The following is an 18,219-nucleotide window of genomic DNA, read 5'->3' on the forward strand; positions in this document are numbered from 1 at the left end:
ACGGCCCCGGATTGCTCCCCCCCGGCTTTCGCCACGGCCTCAATCACGCGGGCGATTATTCCCCGGTAAACGCCGGCGCGCGCTTTTCGGTCACCGCCGCCAGCCCCTCGCGATGGTCCTTGCTGCCGAGGAGCAGCGCCTGATTGGGCAGGTTCGCCTGCCACTCGGCCTCCATGCTGCTTTCGAGTGCGCGCTGGATCGACTGCTTGACCGTCGCGTAGCCGAGCGGGGCGGATGCCGCGAGTTCGCGGGCGAGATCCATGCCGCGCGCCGACAATTCGTCCTTTGCGACCACCTCGCTGACCAGCCCGATGCTGAGCGCTTCCTCGGCACGCACCTGCTTGCCACGCAGGCACATCTCCATCGCGCGGCCCAGCCCGACGATCCGCGGCAGCAAAAAAGTCCCGCCGAGCGGCGGCATGATGCCCAGCTTGATCCAGCTTTCCTGGAACATCGCGCTGTCGGCCGCGATACGGAAATCGCACGCGAGCGCGAGCTCGCACCCGACCGTCACCGCCGCCCCTTGCACCAGCGCCAGCGTCGGCTTCGGACAGCGATAGATGGCGCGCGCCGCGCCCTGGAAATTGGCGTAGACGGTGTCCTTGATCTCGCTGGCTGTCATGCCCGTGAGCCGCTGCAAAAAGGCAAAATCGGCGCCGACCGAGAAATGCTTGCCCTCGGCGGCAAAGACGATCGCACGGACCTCGCGGTCGGCCGACAGTGCGGCAAAGGCGTCGCGAATTTCGCCGAGCATCTCAGGCGACGAGGCGTTGCCGATATCGGCGCGCGCGACCACCACCGCCGCGATGCCTGCGTCGTGCCGGTCGATCCGGATATGCGCGAAATCAGCCACCGCCCTGTTCCTCCTGCTTCTTCTTCTCCCGCCAGATCATCGCGGTGGCGCTGGTCGACAGCCCCATATTGAGCGCCTCGGCATCCAGCGCGGCCTCGAACGCCCAGTCCTCGGCATTGTTGAGGTTCGCCTTCATATAACGATACCCCATGCGCGGCCCGTCGGCGAGGCGGCGGGCGGCCTTCATCGTCTCGCCCGCCAAAGTCGCGTCGTCGAACAGGCGCGTGTAAAGCCCCTTCGCAAACGCCTCCTCCGCCGACAGTTTCTCGCCGAGCAGGAAAAGCTCGCGCGCCACCCCGGTGCCGACGATCTTGGTCCAGAACCAGGTCGATCCGAAATCGCCGCCGCCGCCGATGCGATCGAAGGCGGTCAGAAAACTCGCGCTCTTCGCGGCGAAGCGCAGGTCGCACGCCCCCGCGATGCCGATCCCCGCCCCCGCCACCGGGCCATTGATCATCGCGATCGTCGGCTTGGGCATTTCGTGGAGCAGCCGCGAGGTTTCCATGAAGCCGCGCAGCCGCACGAAGCCCTGTTCGGTACGGCTGCCGGTCTCGGCATTGGCAGGCACGACCGCCTTGTCGGCGCCGCCCTCCTTGAGGTCGCCGCCGGCGCAGAAACCACGCCCCGCCCCGGTCACGATCACGCAGCCCACCGATCCATCGCGCGCCGCGTCGGCGCAAGCGTCGGCGAGCGGCGCCATGATCGATCCGGTCAGCGCGTTGAGCCGGTCGGGCCGGTTGAGGGTGATGGTGCGGACCCCCGCATCATCGTCGATCAGGATTTCGCTCATAATTTCTCCCCGCCATCCCTCTTTTCTTCATGCTGAGCCTTCTTGGTGATTGTCTCCCGTCGGCCAAGCAGCCGTTCCCCGGCGCAAGCCGGGGTCCAGGAGGAGAAGGCTGCATTTGCCATCTGGGCCCCGGCTTGCGCCGGGGAACAGCATCTTACCTCTCCCGCCAGGACAATCACCAAACAAGTTCAGGGTGACGAGATAGGGAAAGGACCGCCCGGTCAATCCCCGCCGAGTTCGCGGTGGCGTGCCAGCATGCGCACGGCCTTCTCGGCGAGTTCGTCGGGCACCTGCGGGTACAGCGGCAACGGGCGATCCTTGCTCGGCAGCGCGATCGTCGCGGTCGCGCGCACCGTTTCCTCGTCGCGCTGGTTGGTGAATTTGACCGCGACGTCGACCAGGCTCTGCCCGCCCTCCTGCCGCTTCGCCAGCACCTCGCCGGTGACGCGCTGGACGTCGCCCATATAGTTGAACTTGCGGATCTCGTCGTGGATGTGGGTGATGACCGCGTCGTCGCCCGCCCAGTCGCTCAGATATTGCCACAGGTAATTCTCGCGCATCACCCCATAGTCATACGCCATCGGATTGCCGATCGCCTGCGCCCACAGCGGGTCCCAGTGCAGCCGCTGCGCGACGTCGGGGATGCCATGCTCGTTCTTCACATAGAAGGCGGGGATGCGCTGACGATTCTTGTGCGCGAGGCGGTTCGCGGTCGGCGCATAGGGCACGAAGCCGTAACCGCCGGCGTGGAAGCAGATGACGTCGGTGACGGTCAGCGGCCCCTTGGCCTGCAGGCCCAGCGAATCGCCCTTCTCGACATTTTCGAACCAGCGCTTCTCGGCGCCCTGGACGCGCTCGGCGGCGTAGATATCCTCGATCGCCTGCATTTCCTCGTCGGTGTAGGACGCGGGTTCGATCGCCGAATATTTGCCCTTCTTGGCGGCGGTCTTGCGCTCGGTGAGCACGCGCAGGATGCGGTACACCGCGACGACCTCGCCGCGCTGGTTCATCTTGACGTCGCGGCGCACGGTGATCACCGACTTGCCGGCGAATTCGGACTGCTTGACCTCGCACGTCTCGTCGCCGTTGAAGCTGTAGATCGTGTCGCCCGGAAAGATCGGGCGATAGAAATCCCACTGCGATCCCGACACGAAGACGTGGATGCCGCGGAACAGGCTCTTCCTCAGCGCCTTGATCTCGTCGGGGACGGGGTCGCCCTTCATCGGCCGGTTGATGATGCCCGCCATCATCCCCGGCGCGATCACGCTGCCCCAGCGCGTCTTCCTCGCATAATGCGGGTCGGTGTAGAGCGGCTTGTCGTCGCCCATGCCGTGCGCGAAATTGCGGATATTATCCTCGGTTGCGGTCTGGATATATTCGCGGGTCTTCGCCGCCTGGTCGAAACCCAGCAATTTGCGCTGCCGCTCGATATCTTCGTCTGTAATCTCGTAAGCGACGGCCTTCTGCCACTCATCGCTCTGCTTGATGTCGCTTTTCGTTTCGGCCATCGCATATCTCCCTTGTCACGAGTTATATAACTAGGTAATACATCCCCAACAGCGACGCAAGGGGATAAAGCCGATCATGAACGTACGCCGCATCAGCGATGCATTGAAGGTGCGCGCTTCGCACCAGGCCGATGCGATCGCGCACGACGATACGCGGCGGCAGATCAGCTTCGCCGAATGGGATCGCGAGGCCGATGAAGTCGGCGGCGGGCTCGCGGCCGCGGGGCTCGTCCCCGGCGACCGCGTCTTCCTGCCGATCAGCAACGCGCGTGCGGTCGAAATGGCGATCGCGGTCTTCGCGGTCTTCCGCGCCGGCGGCATCGCCTGCCCGATCAACACCCGCCTCAACCCGCGCGAAATCGCCGACTATGCCGCGCTGTGCGAGCCGCGCTTCTGCCTGACCGACGCGCCCGACCTGGTGCGGGACCTCGACCTCGCGGGCTCCTGGCACGTCGACGCGATGCCGCGCGATATCGCCGCGCTCCCCGACCAGGCGAGCCTCGACCCCGGCGCCGACGCCGAAATCCTTGGCACCTCGGGCACCACGGGCAAGATCAAGGGAGTCGTCGTCTCGCACCCCGACCTCATGACCGGGGTCACCGGCTATAATATGGACCGCTCGCGCTCGACGCTCAGCGCGCTGCCGCTCACCGGATCGGGCGGCAATATCGGCATCGTCATGCTGCCCGCGCGCGGCGGCGCGACCGCGATCACGCAGCCGAAGTTCAACCCCAAGGGTTTTCTCGACCTCGCACGCGAAAAGCGACCGAACCTCGTCTATCTCGTCCCCTCGATGCTGCGGCTCGTGCTCGACCACCCCGATGTCGGCGAGTACGACATGGCGGGGGTCAAATATCTCATGACCGGCACCGCGCCGTTGCCGCACGATTCGGTCAAGCGCGCCGCCGAACTGTGGCCGCACCTGCGCATCCGCAACAGCTACGGCATGTCCGAAGGCGGGGTCGGCATCGGCACCTCGAGCCAGGAACAGGTTCTGAAACCCGGCTGCGTCGGGCGGATGCCCGCGCACATGCAGTTGCGCGACGAGACCGGAGCGGTCATCGCCGAACCCGGCATCGTCGGCGAGATCTACGGCTGGCAGAAACACGCGCGACGCTACTGGAACGATGCCGAAGCGACCGCCGAAAGCTTCAAGGGCGGCTGGACCAAGACCGGCGACCTCGGTTTCGTCGACGAAGACGGCGACCTGATCATGGCCGGCCGGTCGAAGGAGCTGATCATCCGCGGCGGCTACAACATCACCCCGCTCGAAATCGAAACCGTGCTGCACCTCCACCCGGCGGTGCAGCAGGCGGCGGTGGTCGGGGTGCCGCACGACGTGCTGGGCGAGGACATCGCCGCCGCGGTGACGCTGCGCCCGGGACAGGCCGCGACTCCCGACGAGATCATCGGCTTCTGCAAGGAACATCTCGGCGACAACAAGGTCCCGCGGACTTTGGTCGTGATGGACCATATGCCGCTCAATCCGAACGGCAAGATATTGAAGAAGGAACTGGCCGAGCCCCTGGCGAATGCCGCCGAGGCGCGGCGGCGGGTGGCCTGAGGTCGGGATAAGAAAAACCATAGTCCTGAGCCTGTCGAAGGGCGCTTCTCTGATAGGCGCCCTTCGACAGGCTCAGGGCTACGGTGAATAGCCTACCCCTTCAGGCTTTCGAACGGGACATCCTTGTCCATCCGCACCTCGCCGGGCATGCCGAGCACGCGTTCGGCGATCTGGTTGCGCAGCACCTCGTCGGCGCCGCCGGCGATGCGCATCACGGTCGAATAGATATAGTCGTACTGGACGTCGCCGGTCGCGGTATCGCCTGCCTCGGGCGCGATCCCCGCGAGCCCGCGCAGTTCGAGCGCAAGGCCGTTGGTCTTCTGATAGCGCGACGCATAGGCGAGCTTGACCATGCCCGCGAGCGCACCGGGGTTCTCGCCCTTCGACACCATCGTGCGCAGCCGCGCCTGGAAGAATCGCTCGCCCTGTTCCTCGGCCAGCGCCTCGGCAAGCTGCTGGCGGATCGCGCGATCGTCGAGCATCGTGCCGCCCTGCCCGTCGGGGGTCGCGGCGGCATAGTCGATCAGCGGTTCGACCCCGCTGCGGTGCGCGCCCGAGCCGAGGCGTTCGCCCATCAGCACGGTCATGCAGCACGCCCAGCCCTCGCCCTCGGCGCCGAGGCGGTTCGCATCGGGAATGCGCACGTCGGTCAGGAAGGTTTCGTTGAATTCGCTCGCCCCCGAAATCTGGCGGATCGGGCGCGTCTCGATCCCCGGCGTCTTCATGTCGACGACGAAGAAGGTCAGCCCCTTGTGCTTGGGCAGCGCGGGATCGGTGCGCACGACGAGGATGCCCCAGTCGGTGAGGTGCGCCCAGCTCGACCAGACTTTCTGGCCGTTGACGATCCAGTCGCCCGAGCCGTCGTCGGCGCGCACCGCCTTGGTCCGCAGCGCGGCGAGATCCGATCCCGCGGCGGGTTCGGAGAAGAGCTGGCACCAGGTGATGTCGCCCTTCAGCGTCGGCTCGATGAAGCGTTGTTTCTGCGCCTCCGTGCCGTGTTTCGCGATCACCGGTAGCGCCATGCCGGTGCCGATCGAGGTAAAAGGTCCCTTGGGCAGATGATATTTGCCTTCTTCCTCGGCGAAGATCACCGCTTCCGGCCCCGACAGGCCACGCCCGCCAAGCGCTTTCGGAAAGGTCAGCCCCGACCAGCCGCCCGCATAGAGCTCGCGCATCCATGCGCGGCCGCGATCGGCTTCCTCGGTGTCGGGCATCTTCGTGCCGGCCGCCAGTTCGTGCGCCGGGGCGTGCGCCGCAAGCCAGTCGCGCGCTTCGGCGCGGAAGGCGGCTTCGGCGGGGCTGTCGTTGAAATCCATCTTATGCCGCCTTTCCCTGGCTTCCCGGCTGGGCATTCAGCAGACGGTCGGCCCAGAAGCCCCGATTGCCGAGATGTACGGCGAGCATCCGCTCGCGCCGGTAATAGAAATGGCAATTCGCCTCGAACGTATAGCCGATGCCGCCATGGACCTGGAGATTCTCGCGCGCCGCCATTTCGAGGCATTTGATACCCGAAAGCCGCGCCGCCGCTGCCGCCGCGGGCAGATCGTCGGGGGAGGATTCGGCCGCCCAGCCGCCATAATATGCATTTGATCTGGCCAGTTCGGTCGCCACCGCGACATCGGCGAGCTTGTGCTTGATCGCCTGGTAGCCGGCAAGCGGGCGCCCGAACATCTGCCGCTCCATCGCATAGTCGCGCGCCATCTTCAGGCACGCTTCGGCCGCCCCTGCCGCCTCGAACGCCGCCTGCACCGCGGCCTGATCGATCAATCGGTCGAGCTTGCCCGCGCCGGGCATGGCTTCGGCGGCGGCTTCGGCGAAATCGAGGCGGTAATGCGCGCGGAGCTGGTCGAAACTGTCGAGCCTGGTCCTCGCCACGCCGGGCTGTCCGAGTTCGACGAGCGCGAACCCGCCGCCCGCGACGAGCACCACCGCGACATCGGCGATACCGGCGTCGGCGACGGGTGACTTGCTGCCGTTGAGCCTGCCGCCCTCCAGCGTCACGCCGGTCGCGAACACCGGCCCCGGCCCCTCGGCATAGGCGAAGGTCGCGACCGCCTCGCCGCTCGCGAGTTTCGGCAACCACGCCGCCTTCTGCGCCTCGCTGCCCGCCAGCCGGATCGCTTCGGCGCCCAGCACGATCGAACTCATGAACGGCACCGCTGCGTTAGCGGCGCCGAGCGCCTCCATGATCACCCCCAGGTCGAGCGCGCCGAGCCCCAGCCCGCCATACGCCTCGGGGATCGCCGCGCCAAGGAAACCCATGTCGGCGAGCGCGCGCCACAGCGGCTCGTCCCACTCGGCGCCCGAATCGATCAGCACCCGCAGCCGGTCGAAGGAGGAGAGGTCGGAAAGCAGCGCCCGGGCTTGCTCCCCGAGCATTTTCTGTTCATCGCTGAGGTCGAAATTCATCGCAGCCCTTGCCCAATCGTTGCGATCCATGTCATAGCGAGTTGTATAACTAGGTCAACCATGACAAACGCCCGGAGGGGAATCGCTGGCCATGCAATATGAAACCATCCTCGTCGATGTCGCCGACCATGTCGCGACGATCACGCTCAACCGCCCCGAAGCGATGAACAGCTTCACCAGGCGGATGATGGACGAATTCGAACATCTGTGGAAGTGGATCGGGCGCGAGGACGACGTCCACTGCTGCGTGCTGCGCGCCGCGCCGGGCAAGGCCTGGTGCACCGGGGTCGACGTCAAGGAATCGCAGAAGCCGGGCGGCACCGTCGTCGACCTCGCGAACATCTGGCACTGCGAGGATCCGGGCAACTATCTCGGCCCCAAGTCGATGAACTGCTGGAAGCCGGTGATCGCAGCGGTGCACGGGATGGCGGCAGGTGGCGCCTTCTACTGGCTCAACGAGAGCGACATCATCATCTGCTCCGAGGACGCGACCTTCTTCGACCCGCACGTGACTTATGGCATGACGAGCGCGCTCGAACCGATCGGCATGACCTATCACATGCCGCTCCACGACGTGCTGCGCATGGTGCTGCTCGGCAATGACGAACGCATCGGCGCGGGCACCGCGCTGCGCATCGGACTGGTCAGCGAAATCACGACGCTCGACGAACTTTGGCCCCGCGCCGCCGAACTCGCGGCGACGATCGCTGCCAAGCCCCCCGCCGCGACGGCCGGATCGGTCAAGGCGATCTGGGAATCGCTCGACCTGCCGCGCTCGGTCGCGCTGCAACAGGGTCTCAAATATTGCCAGATCGGCAATCCGGTCGGCGTGCCGCAGGTGAACCGCGCCGCGCTGATGGCCGACAAGGCCAAGAAATTCACGGTCCGATAGCCGTAGCGTCAACTACTGCTTGACGTTTACGTCAACGTCCGGTTGGATGACCGCAACACACAGAGGGTGAGGACTCGAACGCGCATGTCGATTTTATACGACGAGGGGCAACAGGCGATCGCGACCGAGTCGCGGCGCGTGCTCGAAGCCCGGGTGAACAAGGACGAGCTGCTGCCGCTGCTCGAAACCACCGGCCGCTATCATGACGGCTTCTGGACCACCGCGAAGGAACAGGGCTGGACCGCCCTCGCGCTGCCCGAAGCCTATGGCGGGCTCGACCTCGGGCTGATCGAACTGGGGCTGATCGCGCATCAAGCCGGCCGCTCGCTGAGCGGTGCGCCCTTCCTCACCTCCAGCTTCGGCGCCGCCAAGGCGATCGAGCTGTACGGCAGCGAAGAGCAGAAGGCGAAATACCTGCCCGGGCTCGCAAGCGGCGAGACGATCGGGGCGGTGGCCTTCGCATCGGGAGCGAGCGCGCTGCCGGCAGCGCCCGCGGTCACGCTGGCCGACAATCGCCTCGACGGGACCGCGACCGGCGTATCAGGCGGTCTCGCCGCCGACATTGCAGTGGTTTTCGCCAACAGCTCCGGCACGCCCGCGCTGGTCATCGCCGAACTGGCGGGCGCGCGGCGCAACACGATCGACAGCTTCGACAACAGCCGTCTCTTCGCCGACCTTGTCTTCCAGGCGACGCCCGCGGAAACGCTCGTCGCGGGCGATGCGGCGCGCGATGCGGCACTCCACGTCCTGGCGTTGCAGGCGGTCATCACCGCGCACGAACAGGCCGGCGGCGCCGAGGTGATGATGGAAATCGCCCGCGACTATGCCGTGACGCGCAAGGCGTTCGGCCAGCCGATCGGCGCCTTCCAGTCGATCAAGCACCGGATTGCCGAGCTTTACGGCCATGTCGAACTGGCGCGCGCCAATTGCATTCACGCTGCGTCGCGCGAGGGACAGGCCGACTTCGTCACCGCCGCCGCCGCCGCCCGCCTCTCGGCGACCGAGGCCTATGACACCGCGTCGCGCGACTGCGTGCAGATTCACGGCGGCATGGGCGTGACGTGGGAACTGGGGCTCCACCTCCACACGCGCCGCGCGCGCAGCCTTGCCATCGAACAGGGCAATCTGTTTTTCTGGGAAGACGTCCTCGTCGACCGCCTGACGGGAGAAGCTGCATGAGCAACCTTGAAGCCTATCGCGCCAAGGCGGCGGCCTGGCTGGAATCGATGGTCCCGACCTTCGGCAAGGAAGCCCGCAAGGGATTGAGCGTCGAGGAGGATCTCGCCGTCGGCCGCAAATATCAGCGCGCCAAGTTCGACGCGGGCTATGCCGGGATCAACTGGCCGACCGAGTTCGGCGGCCAGGGCCTCGGCCACCTCGAAAAAGTCACCTTCGATACCGAGGAAATGAAGCACGGCTTCCCGAGCTTCTATTTCGGCATCTCGCTCGGCATGCCGATCCCGGTACTGATGCAATTCGGCAGCGACAAGGAGTTCGTCAAGGAACGGGTTCTGAAGGCGCTGAAGGGCGAAGAGATCTGGTGCCAGCTTTTCTCCGAACCTGCGGGCGGTTCGGACCTCGCGGGCCTGCGCACCAGGGCGGAGGCCGACGGCAACGGATGGAAAATCAACGGCCAGAAAATCTGGACCAGCTGGGCGCAATATTGCGACTATGGCGTCATCGTCGTTCGCACCGACCCCAATGTCGTGAAGCACAAGGGCCTCACCTATTTCTGGGTCGACATGAAGGCGCCGGGCGTCACCGTGCGCCCGATCAAGCTCGTCGGCGGCGACAGCCACGTCAACGAAGTCTTCTTCGACGATGTGAAGATCACCGACGATCACCGCATGTCGCCGGTCGGCGGCGGCTTTGCGGTCGCGATCGCGACGCTGATGATCGAACGCTATGTCGCGACCGACAGCGCCGGTTTCGGCCCGCACCTCGACCTGTTCGTCGATCTGGCGAAAGAGGTCGAACTCAACGGCAAGCCGGCGATCGAGGATGGCCGTATCCGCCAGCAGATCGCGCGCAACTTTGCGATGCGGAGCGGCCTCCAGTCGATCACCGCGCGCGCGATGGCGATGATGCAGGCGGGCATGACGCCAGGGCCCGAGGGGTCGCTCAACAAGCTCGTCGCGGTGCGCTCGCGCCAGAAGCTGTCGGAGCTTGCGATCGACCTCCAGGGGTCGGGCGGCTTCGGTTACGACGATCATGCCTCGCAGAAGGAGGACTGGACGTCGAGCTGGATCAACGCGCCGACCGGCCGCATCGCGGGGGGCTCGGACGAGACTTTGCTCAACACCATCGCCGAAAAGATCCTCGGCCTCCCGCAGGATCACCGCCCCGACAAGGGCGTACCGTTCAACCAGATTCCGGCCTGAGGAGGGCCAGCGCATGAAGATCGATTCCAGCACGGCCGCCGTCGTCACCGGCGGCGCCTCGGGCCTCGGCCGCGCCACGGCGGAGACGCTCGCGGCGCAGGGCGTCAAGGTCGCCATCTTCGACATCAACGACGCGCTCGGCGAGGAAGTCGCCAAGGCGATCGGCGGGCTGTTCGTTCATGTCGACATCACCGACGAGCAGTCGGTCCTCGATGGCTATGCGGCCGCGCGCGCCGCGCACGGACAGGAGCGCATCTGCGTCCACTGCGCGATGACCTCGCGGCGCGGCAAGACGCTCGCTTTCGACAAGGCGAGCGGCAGCTTCCGCCGCACCCCGACCGAGGATTATGCCTATGGCGTCGCGGGCATCCTGACCGCAAGCTACCGCGTCGCGTCGATCGCAGCCGAAGGCATGGCGACCCTCCCCGAACTCGAAGACGGCGAGCGCGGCGCGATCGTGCTCACCGCGTCGGTCGCAGCGCAGGATGCGCAGATCGGCCAGGTCATCTACGGTTCGGCCAAGGCCGGGGTGAACGGCCTCGTCCTGCCGATGGCGCGCGACCTGATGGACCTCGGCATCCGGGTCAATTCGATCATGCCCGGGGTGTTCAAGACCCCGCTCGTCGCCGGCCTGCCCGAACCCGTGCTCGCCAGCCTCGGCGCGTCGGTCCCCTTCCCCAAGCGGCTCGGCCACGCCGAGGAATATGCCAGCCTCGCGATGGAAATGATCCGCAACTCCTATTTCAACGGCCAGGCCGTCCGCCTCGACGGCGCGATCCGCATGGCCCCGCGTTAATCGTCAAACTCCCCTCGAAGAAGGAAACCTGTGATGTCCGAAGCCTATATCATCGATGCCGTCCGCACCCCGCGCGGGATCGGCAAGCCCGGCAAGGGCGCGCTTTCGCACCTCCACCCGCAACACCTCGCCGCGACGGTGCTGAAGGCGATCAAGGAACGCAACAATCTCGACACCGCGACCGTCGACGACATCATCTGGTCGACCTCGACGCAAAAGGGCAAGCAGGGCGGCGACCTCGGCCGCATGGCCGCGCTCGCCGCGGGCTATGACGTCACGGCGTCGGGCACGACCCTCGACCGCTTCTGCGGCGGCGGCATCAGCTCGGTGAACTTCGCCGCAGCGACCGTCATGTCGGGCATGGAAGATTGCGTCATCGCCGGCGGCACCGAGATGATGAGCTACACCGCGCAGATCGGCGCCGAAGAAGCCAATGCCGGCATCAAGCCGCTCGGCATGGGGTCGGGCAACGCCGCACTCGACGCGATCCACCCGCAGTCGCACCAGGGCGTGTGCGGCGACGCGATCGCCGCGCTCGAAGGCATCAGCCGCGAAGCCGTCGACGCTCTCGCGCTCGTCAGCCAGCAGCGCGCGGCGGTCGCCATCGCCGAGGGGCGCTTCGACAAGTCGGTCGTCCCCGTCCATAACGAGGACGGCAGCGTCGCGCTCGACCGCGAGGAATTCCCGCGCCCCGAAACCACCGCCGAAGGCCTCGCCGGGCTCAAGGCCAGCTTCGACGCGCTCGCCGACTTCGACCTCGGCGGTGGCGTCACCTTCCGCAAGCAGATCACCCGCCGCTACCCCGACCTCGAGTTCAAGGGCGTCCACCACGCCGGCAACTCGTCGGGCGTCGTCGACGGCGCGGCCGCGATCCTGCTGACCTCGAAGGACTATGCCGACAAGCACGGCCTGAAGCCGCGCGCGCGCATCGTCGCCTACGCCAACCAGGGCGATGATCCGACGCTGATGCTCAACGCCCCGGTCCCCGCGGCCAGAAAGGTGCTCGAAAAGGCCGGCCTGACCACGAACGACATCGATGTCTGGGAAATCAACGAGGCCTTCGCGGTGGTTGCCGAGAAGTTCATCCGCGACCTCGATCTCGACCGCGCAAAGGTCAACATCAACGGCGGCGCCATGGCGCTCGGCCACCCGATCGGCGCCACTGGCTCGATCCTGATCGGCACCGCGCTCGACGAACTCGAGCGCTCGGGCGGCCGCTACGGCCTCGTCACCATGTGCGCCGCGGGCGGCATGGCCCCGGCGATCATCATTGAACGCATCTGACACTGACGCGAAGCCCCTCTCCGCGAGGGGCTTCGTTCAGAACGGCCCGCGGATCGCGAGCGTCATCGCCGGGCTGTAGAGGTTGAGGAACAAGGTCCGGCCGTCGGGCGCGAAGCACGCGCCTGCCGGCTCGGTCTGCGTCCGCACCCGGCCGAAGGCATAGACCTCGCCGAACGGAGTCACTCCGCGCAGATGATTGTCGACGGTGTCGCTATATTGATCCTCGCAAACGATCAGATGGCCGTTCGGCGCGACGGTGAGATTGTCTCCAAAGCTGTATTGTGCGGGGTCGGTCGATTCGAGGAAGAGCTGGATGCGTCCCGGCATCGCCTTCTCGCGGTCCTTGCCTTCGTGGCGCGAGGGGCGATAGCGCATGATCTGCCCCTGCCCCGCGCGCCCGCCCGAGGTGCAGGTGAAATAAAGTTCGTCCTTGCCCCAGTGGATCCCTTCGCCGCGCGCAAAGACCGCCGCGCCCTTCTTTGCCCCGCGTACGCGCAGATCGTCGCGCGGGCTTTCGACGTCGTCGAGATCGATCCAGCGCGCGAATTGCCAGCTGCCGGGCGCGAATTTCGTGCCGTCCCAGTTGCGGCTGTCGCGCAGCCACGGGTCGTCGAACGCCAGCGCCTGCAATCGTCCGCCCTTGTGCAGCGCCCCCGCGTCGTCGGGCAGGAAGCGATAGAAGAGGCTGTCGTCGCGGTCCTCGGTCATATAGACGACCCCGGTGCGCGGATCGACCACCGCCGCCTCGCGGTTGAAGCGCCCCATCGCCTTGAGCGGCTCGGCCCCGACCAGCTTGCCGGCATCGGCGGGCACGTCGAAGATCCAGCCGTGCGGCTTGCCGACGCCTTCGCCGGGACCGTCGACGCTCTCTTCGCAGCTCAGCCAGCTGCCCCACGGCGTCACCCCGCCCGAACAGTTGCGGATCGTCCCGAGCAGGCTCAGATATTGTGTCTCGACCGCCAGCGTATCGGCGTCGAGCACCAGCGTCGTCGTCCCGCCGGGCAGCGCCGCGCCCGCGGCGCTGTCGAACGTCCCCGCGGGCACCGCCGCGCCGGGCGCGAGCGGCCCATCGCCGAGATGCTTGGGTTCCAGTTCATGGTTGCGCACCAGCGCGACCTTGCCGCCCCCCAGCTTGAAACAGCCCATGCCGTCGGCGCGGTCGGGCACGCGATAGCCGTCGCTCATCGCCTCGCCGAACCGCGAAACGATACGATAGGAAAATCCCGGCGGCAGGTCGAGCAGCCCCCCCGGATCGGGCTGCAACGGGCCATAGCCGGGATCGACCGCCATCATGCCGCCCGCCGCCGCGCGGCTCTGCAGCGCAAGCCCGCCAAAGGCGAGTGCGGTCATGGCGAAACGGCGGCGATCGAGCATCTGGTACGACTCCGGAAATCAGCTTTGCCGCGGGCGATAGGCACGCTTTGTGACAAAGCGGCTGCACCGCGGTTTCATCCATCGACACAAAGCGTTTTGGCCTTGCCCTGCCCTTTGGGCATCGGCATGGCCGCCTGAAACTTAGGGAGAAAGAGACATGGCAGGCCCGCTCAAAGGCATCCGCATCATCGAATTCGCCGGTATCGGCCCCGGCCCCTTCTGCGGCATGATGCTCGCCGACCATGGCGCCGAAGTGATCCGCATCGACCGCCCCGGCGGCATGATGGACCCGCGTGATCCGCTGTCGCGCAACCGCACCTCGATCGCGCTCGACATGAAGAATCCCGACGCCGTGCAGACCGCGCGTGACCTCTGCAAGAGCGCCGACGGCATCATCGAAGGCTATCGCCCGGGGGTCATGGAACGCCTCGGCCTCGGCCCCGATGTGCTGCTCGCCGACAATCCAAAGCTCGTCTATGGCCGCATGACCGGCTGGGGCCAGTTCGGCCCCTATGCACAGGCGGCGGGCCACGACATCAATTACATCTCGCTCTCGGGCGTGCTGCACACGGTCGGCGTGCGCGGGGGCAAGCCCGTGCCGCCGGTCAACTATGTCGGTGATTTCGGCGGCGGCGGCATGATGCTCGCCTTCGGCATGTCGAGCGCGCTCCTCCACGCCGCGAAAACCGGCGAGGGCCAGGTGATCGACTGCGCGATGACCGACGGATCGGCGCTGCTCGCGGGCATGAGCTGGTGGTTCCACGGCGCCGGCGTACTCAAGGACGAAGCCGGCGTGAACCGGCTCGACGGCGGCGCACCCTATTACGACACCTACACCTGCAGCGACGGCAAGTTCATCTCGATCGGATCGATCGAACCGCAATTCTATGCGCTGCTGCGCGCCAAGACCGGGCTCGACGCCGATCCCGACTTCGACGTGCAGGACGATCAGGAGAACTGGCCCGCGAAGAAGGAAAAGGTCGCCGCGCTGTTCGCGACCAGGACGCGCGACGAATGGTGCGAACTGATGGAGATGACCGACGTCTGCTTCGCCCCCGTCCTGTCGCTGAGCGAGGCGCCCCACCACCCGCACAATGTCGCGCGCGAGACCTTCGTCACCGTCGCGGGTGTGCCGCACCCGGCGCCCGCGCCGCGCTATTCGGCGACGGTCGCCGACACCCCGCGCCCGGCCCCGGTGGTCGGTGCCGACGGCGACACGATCCTCGCCGGGCTCGGCTACGACGCCGACAAGATCGCGGCGCTGCGCAGCGGTGGCGCGGTGCGCTGAACTTGCACGAGACCGCGGCGAGGCGTAGCCTGTCGCGGCCGATAAGGAGACTATCATGGGCGAATTTCTGAGCGTCGAACGGCGCGGCAAGATCGCGATTCTGACGATGATCAAGCCCGAGAGCATGAACGCGATCGGCACCCACGAAGACTGTCAGGACATCATCGACACGCTGCGCGCGCTTGGCGACGACCGTAGCGTCAGCGCGATCATCCTGACCGGCAGCGGCAAGGCGTTCAGCGCCGGCGGCAACCTCAAGGGCATGAAGGACCGGCAGGGCATCGGGGTGCTCGACCAGCCCGATTCGACCCGCGCCAACTACCGCAAGGGCGTGCAGGCGGTGATCCGTGCGCTGATGGACTGCGAAGTCCCGATGATCGCCGCGGTGAACGGCCACGCCATCGGCCTCGGCGCCGACCTTGCCTGCACCTGCGACATCCGCATCGCGGCCGAGAGCGCCCAGTTCGCGTGCAGCTTCATCAAGGTAGGCATCGTCCCCGGCGACGGCGGCGCCTGGCTCCTGCAAAAGATTCTTGGCTATCCGCGCGCCGCCGAGCTGTTCCTGACCGGTGACCGTTTCGGCGCGGCGCAGGCAAAGGACTATGGCCTCGTCACCGAAGTCGTGCCCGACGCCGAGTTGCTGGGTCGCGCCATCGCGATCGCCGAACGCATCGTGTGCAATCCGCCGCGCGCGCTCCGGCTCACCAAGCGCCTGCTCCGCGAGGCGCAGCACAGCCGGATGAGCGACATCCTCGAACTCAGCGCCGCCTATCAGGCGATCGTCCACGAAACCGCCGACAATCGCGAGGCGATCAACGCCTTCGTCGAGAAACGCCCGCCCGTTTTCACAGGAGACTGACCATGCTCGCCGAGCGCGTCCTGCCGCTGTCCGGCATCCACAATTTCCGCGACTATGGCGGCTATGACGTCGAGGGGGGCGGGCGGCTCCGCGGCGGTGTACTGTGGCGCTCGGCGCACCATGTCGAGGCGAGCGACGAAGATCTCGCCGCGATCGACGCGCTCGGGATCGAGACCGTGATCGACCTGCGCGGCGACGACGAGCGCGCCGAGCATGTCTGCCGTCGCAGCGAGAGTTTCAGCGCGCGCGTCCTGTTCGCGGGCGGCGTCACCGCGGGCCTCGCGCCGCATTTGCAGGCAGCAGGCGGCGCGATCGACGCCCAGACCGCACGGGCGCGGATGATCGACACCTACGCCGGCATGCCCTATCGCCCCGCGCTGGTCGCGACGCTGCGGCTCTACCTGTCGGCGCTCGCCGAATATGACGCGCCCAGCCTCGTCCACTGCGTCGCGGGCAAGGACCGCACCGGCTTCGCGGTCGCGGTCGTCCACAGGCTGCTCGGCGTCCACGAGGATGATCTGATGCAGGATTATCTGCTCACCAACAGCGCCGGCAAGATCGAGGAGCGCATCGCGCAGGGCGCGGGGCACATCCGCGCGCGTCACGGCGTCGAGATGGACGAGGATGCCATCCGCGCGCTGATGTCGGTGAACCCCGCCTTCCTCGAGGCCGCGCTCGCGACGGTGCGCCGCGACCATGGCGACGTGGCGACCTATGCCGAGGCGGTGCTCAACCTGACCCCCGAGATGCACGAGGCGATGATCGACAAGCTGGTGGTGTAAAAAAGCCGTAGCCCTGAGCCTGTCGAAGGGCGCTTCTCGGATAGGCGCCCTTCGACAGGCTCAGGGCTACGGTGATTGCTCTTTACAGGCCCTTGACCAACACCCCGCCCTTGACCACGGCATCGACGCTTTCGAGCTGGCGCACGTCGGCCAGCGGGTCGCCGTCGACCGCGATGATGTCGGCATAGCGGCCGACCGCGATCGCACCGACGTCCTTTTCGCGGCCGAGCGCCTCGGCGCCGTTCTTCGTCGCCGCCTGGATCGCCTGCAGCGGGGTCATCCCATATTCGACCATCACGCGGAACTGGCCGCCGACCTGTCCGTGCGGCATCACCCCCGCGTCGGACCCGAACACCATGCGCACCCCAGCCTTGTGCGCCTTGCGGAAATTGTCGCGCTGGATCTGCGCGATCTCGCGATCCTTGCGCAGATTATCCTCGAGCACGCCGTTCTTCGCGCCCTCGGCCTGCGTATATTCGGTGTTGAAGATATCCATCGAGAACCACACCGGCCGCTTGCGCGCGAGCGCGAGGCGGATGCCCTCGTCGTCGAGCAGGCTGACATGCTCGATCGTGTCGATCCCCGCCGAAATCGCGGCGCGGATGCCCTCGGCGCCGTGCGCGTGCGCGGCGACGCGCAGCCCCCATTGATGCGCCTCGTCGGCGATCGCCGCGAGTTCCTTTTCGGACACCTGGAGCTGCCCCGGCTCGGTGTTGCGCGAGAAAACGCCGCCGGTCGCACACACCTTGATCACCTCGGCGCCATATTTGCGCTGGCGCCGCACCTGGTAGCGCAGTTCCTCGGGATTGTCGCCGATCCCTTCTTCCTTGCCGTCCTTCTTTTCGAGGCTCGGCGGCAGGAAGGTGCTGTCGCAATGTCCGCCCGTCGCGCCGAGCGCATAGCCCGCGGGCACGATGCGCGGCCCCGTGGCGTAACCCGCGTCGATCGCCTGCTTGAGCCCGACGTCGTTGCGGTCCGACGAACCGACGTTGCGCACGGTCGTGAAGCCCGCGTTCAGCATGTCGTTGGCATTCTTGACCGCGGTCATGCCCCAGAAGCTGTCGGTGAATTCAAGCCCGCGATAGCCGCCGATGTCGGCGGGGCCGTCGAGGTGGACGTGCATGTCGATCAGCCCGGGCAGCAGCGTCTTGTCGCCCAGATCGACGTGCCTGACGTCTGCCCCCCAGCGCACCGTGCGCGCGTCGGCGATGCTGGTGATGCGTCCGTCGGGACCGACGAAGATCGCAGGGAAGTCGACCGTTCTGCCCGACAGCACGTCGAGGTAGCGCGCGGCGGTGATCACCGTCTGGCCGCTGCCGTCCTGCGCTTGCGCCGGCACGGTCACCGCCGCGGCGAACATGGTGCCGCCCAGGGCGATTCCGCGCAGAAAAGTCCCGAACTTCACTCTCGATTGCATGATCAAACCGCCCCTGTTGCCG

General features: G+C 66.8%; 16 protein-coding genes. 9 read left to right on the plus strand and 7 right to left on the minus strand.

Translation table 11 applies throughout. The features are described 5' to 3' along the window. Nucleotides 1-55 precede the first annotated feature (55 nt). The 3 genes from EAO27_RS09695 to EAO27_RS09705 all read right to left on the minus strand — a co-directional run bounded on the left by EAO27_RS09695 (nucleotide 56) and on the right by EAO27_RS09705 (nucleotide 3,151). Nucleotides 56-853, minus strand: a complete 798-nt coding sequence (locus EAO27_RS09695; RefSeq protein ID WP_242780033.1) for an enoyl-CoA hydratase/isomerase family protein — start codon at nucleotides 851-853, stop codon at nucleotides 56-58. Continuing rightward, a complete protein-coding gene (locus EAO27_RS09700) occupies nucleotides 846-1,643 on the minus strand; it encodes an enoyl-CoA hydratase-related protein (RefSeq protein ID WP_242780035.1) in 798 nt (265 codons plus the stop codon). The genes EAO27_RS09695 and EAO27_RS09700 overlap by 8 nt, the downstream gene beginning before the upstream one ends. A gap of 221 nt (nucleotides 1,644-1,864) precedes the next feature. Further along, nucleotides 1,865-3,151: a MaoC family dehydratase N-terminal domain-containing protein gene (locus tag EAO27_RS09705; protein ID WP_242780037.1), complete on the minus strand. Its 1,287-nt coding sequence runs from the start codon at nucleotides 3,149-3,151 to the stop codon at nucleotides 1,865-1,867. A 76-nt stretch (nucleotides 3,152-3,227) separates the two neighbouring features. Between EAO27_RS09705 and EAO27_RS09710 the strand changes: the two genes are divergently transcribed. Beyond that, complete coding sequence (locus EAO27_RS09710) at nucleotides 3,228-4,715, plus strand: class I adenylate-forming enzyme family protein (protein ID WP_242780039.1); 1,488 nt, start codon at nucleotides 3,228-3,230, stop codon at nucleotides 4,713-4,715. Between the two features lie 92 nt (nucleotides 4,716-4,807). On the opposite strand, the gene EAO27_RS09715 is transcribed toward EAO27_RS09710, so the two are convergent. Together EAO27_RS09715 and EAO27_RS09720 are read right to left on the minus strand one after the other, a co-directional pair. After that, nucleotides 4,808-6,031, minus strand: coding sequence for an acyl-CoA dehydrogenase family protein (locus EAO27_RS09715; protein ID WP_242780041.1), 1,224 nt, complete (start codon nucleotides 6,029-6,031; stop codon nucleotides 4,808-4,810). A 1-nt stretch (nucleotide 6,032) separates the two neighbouring features. Further along, entirely contained in the window at nucleotides 6,033-7,154 is a 1,122-nt protein-coding gene (locus EAO27_RS09720; protein WP_242780043.1) for an acyl-CoA dehydrogenase family protein, read from the minus strand. Between the two features lie 61 nt (nucleotides 7,155-7,215). Here EAO27_RS09720 and EAO27_RS09725 point away from each other — a divergent pair, with 61 nt between their 5' ends. From EAO27_RS09725 to EAO27_RS09745, 5 genes are all read left to right on the plus strand, one after another. Continuing rightward, nucleotides 7,216-8,016, plus strand: a complete 801-nt coding sequence (locus tag EAO27_RS09725; protein WP_242780045.1) for an enoyl-CoA hydratase/isomerase family protein — start codon at nucleotides 7,216-7,218, stop codon at nucleotides 8,014-8,016. Nucleotides 8,017-8,100: 84 nt separating this feature from the next. Then, nucleotides 8,101-9,195 (plus strand): acyl-CoA dehydrogenase family protein, encoded by a 1,095-nt coding sequence (locus EAO27_RS09730; RefSeq protein ID WP_242780047.1) that lies wholly within the window; start codon nucleotides 8,101-8,103, stop codon nucleotides 9,193-9,195. Continuing rightward, entirely contained in the window at nucleotides 9,192-10,397 is a 1,206-nt protein-coding gene (locus tag EAO27_RS09735; RefSeq protein WP_242780049.1) for an acyl-CoA dehydrogenase family protein, read from the plus strand. Before EAO27_RS09730 ends, EAO27_RS09735 begins: the two co-directional genes overlap by 4 nt. 13 nt (nucleotides 10,398-10,410) lie before the next feature. Next, nucleotides 10,411-11,193, plus strand: a complete 783-nt coding sequence (locus EAO27_RS09740; protein ID WP_242780051.1) for an SDR family oxidoreductase — start codon at nucleotides 10,411-10,413, stop codon at nucleotides 11,191-11,193. A 33-nt stretch (nucleotides 11,194-11,226) separates the two neighbouring features. Next, the gene (locus EAO27_RS09745) at nucleotides 11,227-12,477 is read left to right on the plus strand and encodes an acetyl-CoA C-acetyltransferase (protein ID WP_242780053.1); all 1,251 of its coding nucleotides are present in this window, start codon (nucleotides 11,227-11,229) and stop codon (nucleotides 12,475-12,477) included. A gap of 36 nt (nucleotides 12,478-12,513) precedes the next feature. On the opposite strand, the gene EAO27_RS09750 is transcribed toward EAO27_RS09745, so the two are convergent. Beyond that, nucleotides 12,514-13,851, minus strand: coding sequence for an alkaline phosphatase PhoX (locus EAO27_RS09750; protein WP_242780055.1), 1,338 nt, complete (start codon nucleotides 13,849-13,851; stop codon nucleotides 12,514-12,516). A gap of 157 nt (nucleotides 13,852-14,008) precedes the next feature. On the opposite strand from EAO27_RS09750, the gene EAO27_RS09755 reads away from it, so the two are divergent. From EAO27_RS09755 to EAO27_RS09765, 3 genes are read left to right on the plus strand one after another with little or no spacing between them, the layout of a single operon-like run. After that, nucleotides 14,009-15,139, plus strand: coding sequence for a CaiB/BaiF CoA-transferase family protein (locus EAO27_RS09755; protein ID WP_242780057.1), 1,131 nt, complete (start codon nucleotides 14,009-14,011; stop codon nucleotides 15,137-15,139). A gap of 55 nt (nucleotides 15,140-15,194) precedes the next feature. Next, nucleotides 15,195-15,998: a crotonase/enoyl-CoA hydratase family protein gene (locus tag EAO27_RS09760; protein WP_242780059.1), complete on the plus strand. Its 804-nt coding sequence runs from the start codon at nucleotides 15,195-15,197 to the stop codon at nucleotides 15,996-15,998. A gap of 2 nt (nucleotides 15,999-16,000) precedes the next feature. Next, on the plus strand, nucleotides 16,001-16,780 hold the full coding sequence (locus EAO27_RS09765; RefSeq protein WP_242780061.1) for a tyrosine-protein phosphatase: 780 nt from the start codon (nucleotides 16,001-16,003) through the stop codon (nucleotides 16,778-16,780). Nucleotides 16,781-16,862: 82 nt separating this feature from the next. On the opposite strand, the gene EAO27_RS09770 is transcribed toward EAO27_RS09765, so the two are convergent. Continuing rightward, nucleotides 16,863-18,140, minus strand: a complete 1,278-nt coding sequence (locus EAO27_RS09770; RefSeq protein ID WP_278190161.1) for an amidohydrolase family protein — start codon at nucleotides 18,138-18,140, stop codon at nucleotides 16,863-16,865. Nucleotides 18,141-18,219: the final 79 nt, after the last annotated feature.

The sequence above is a fragment of the Sphingopyxis sp. YF1 genome, assembly GCF_022701295.1.
In the GTDB taxonomy this organism is placed as follows: Bacteria; Pseudomonadota; Alphaproteobacteria; order Sphingomonadales; family Sphingomonadaceae; genus Sphingopyxis.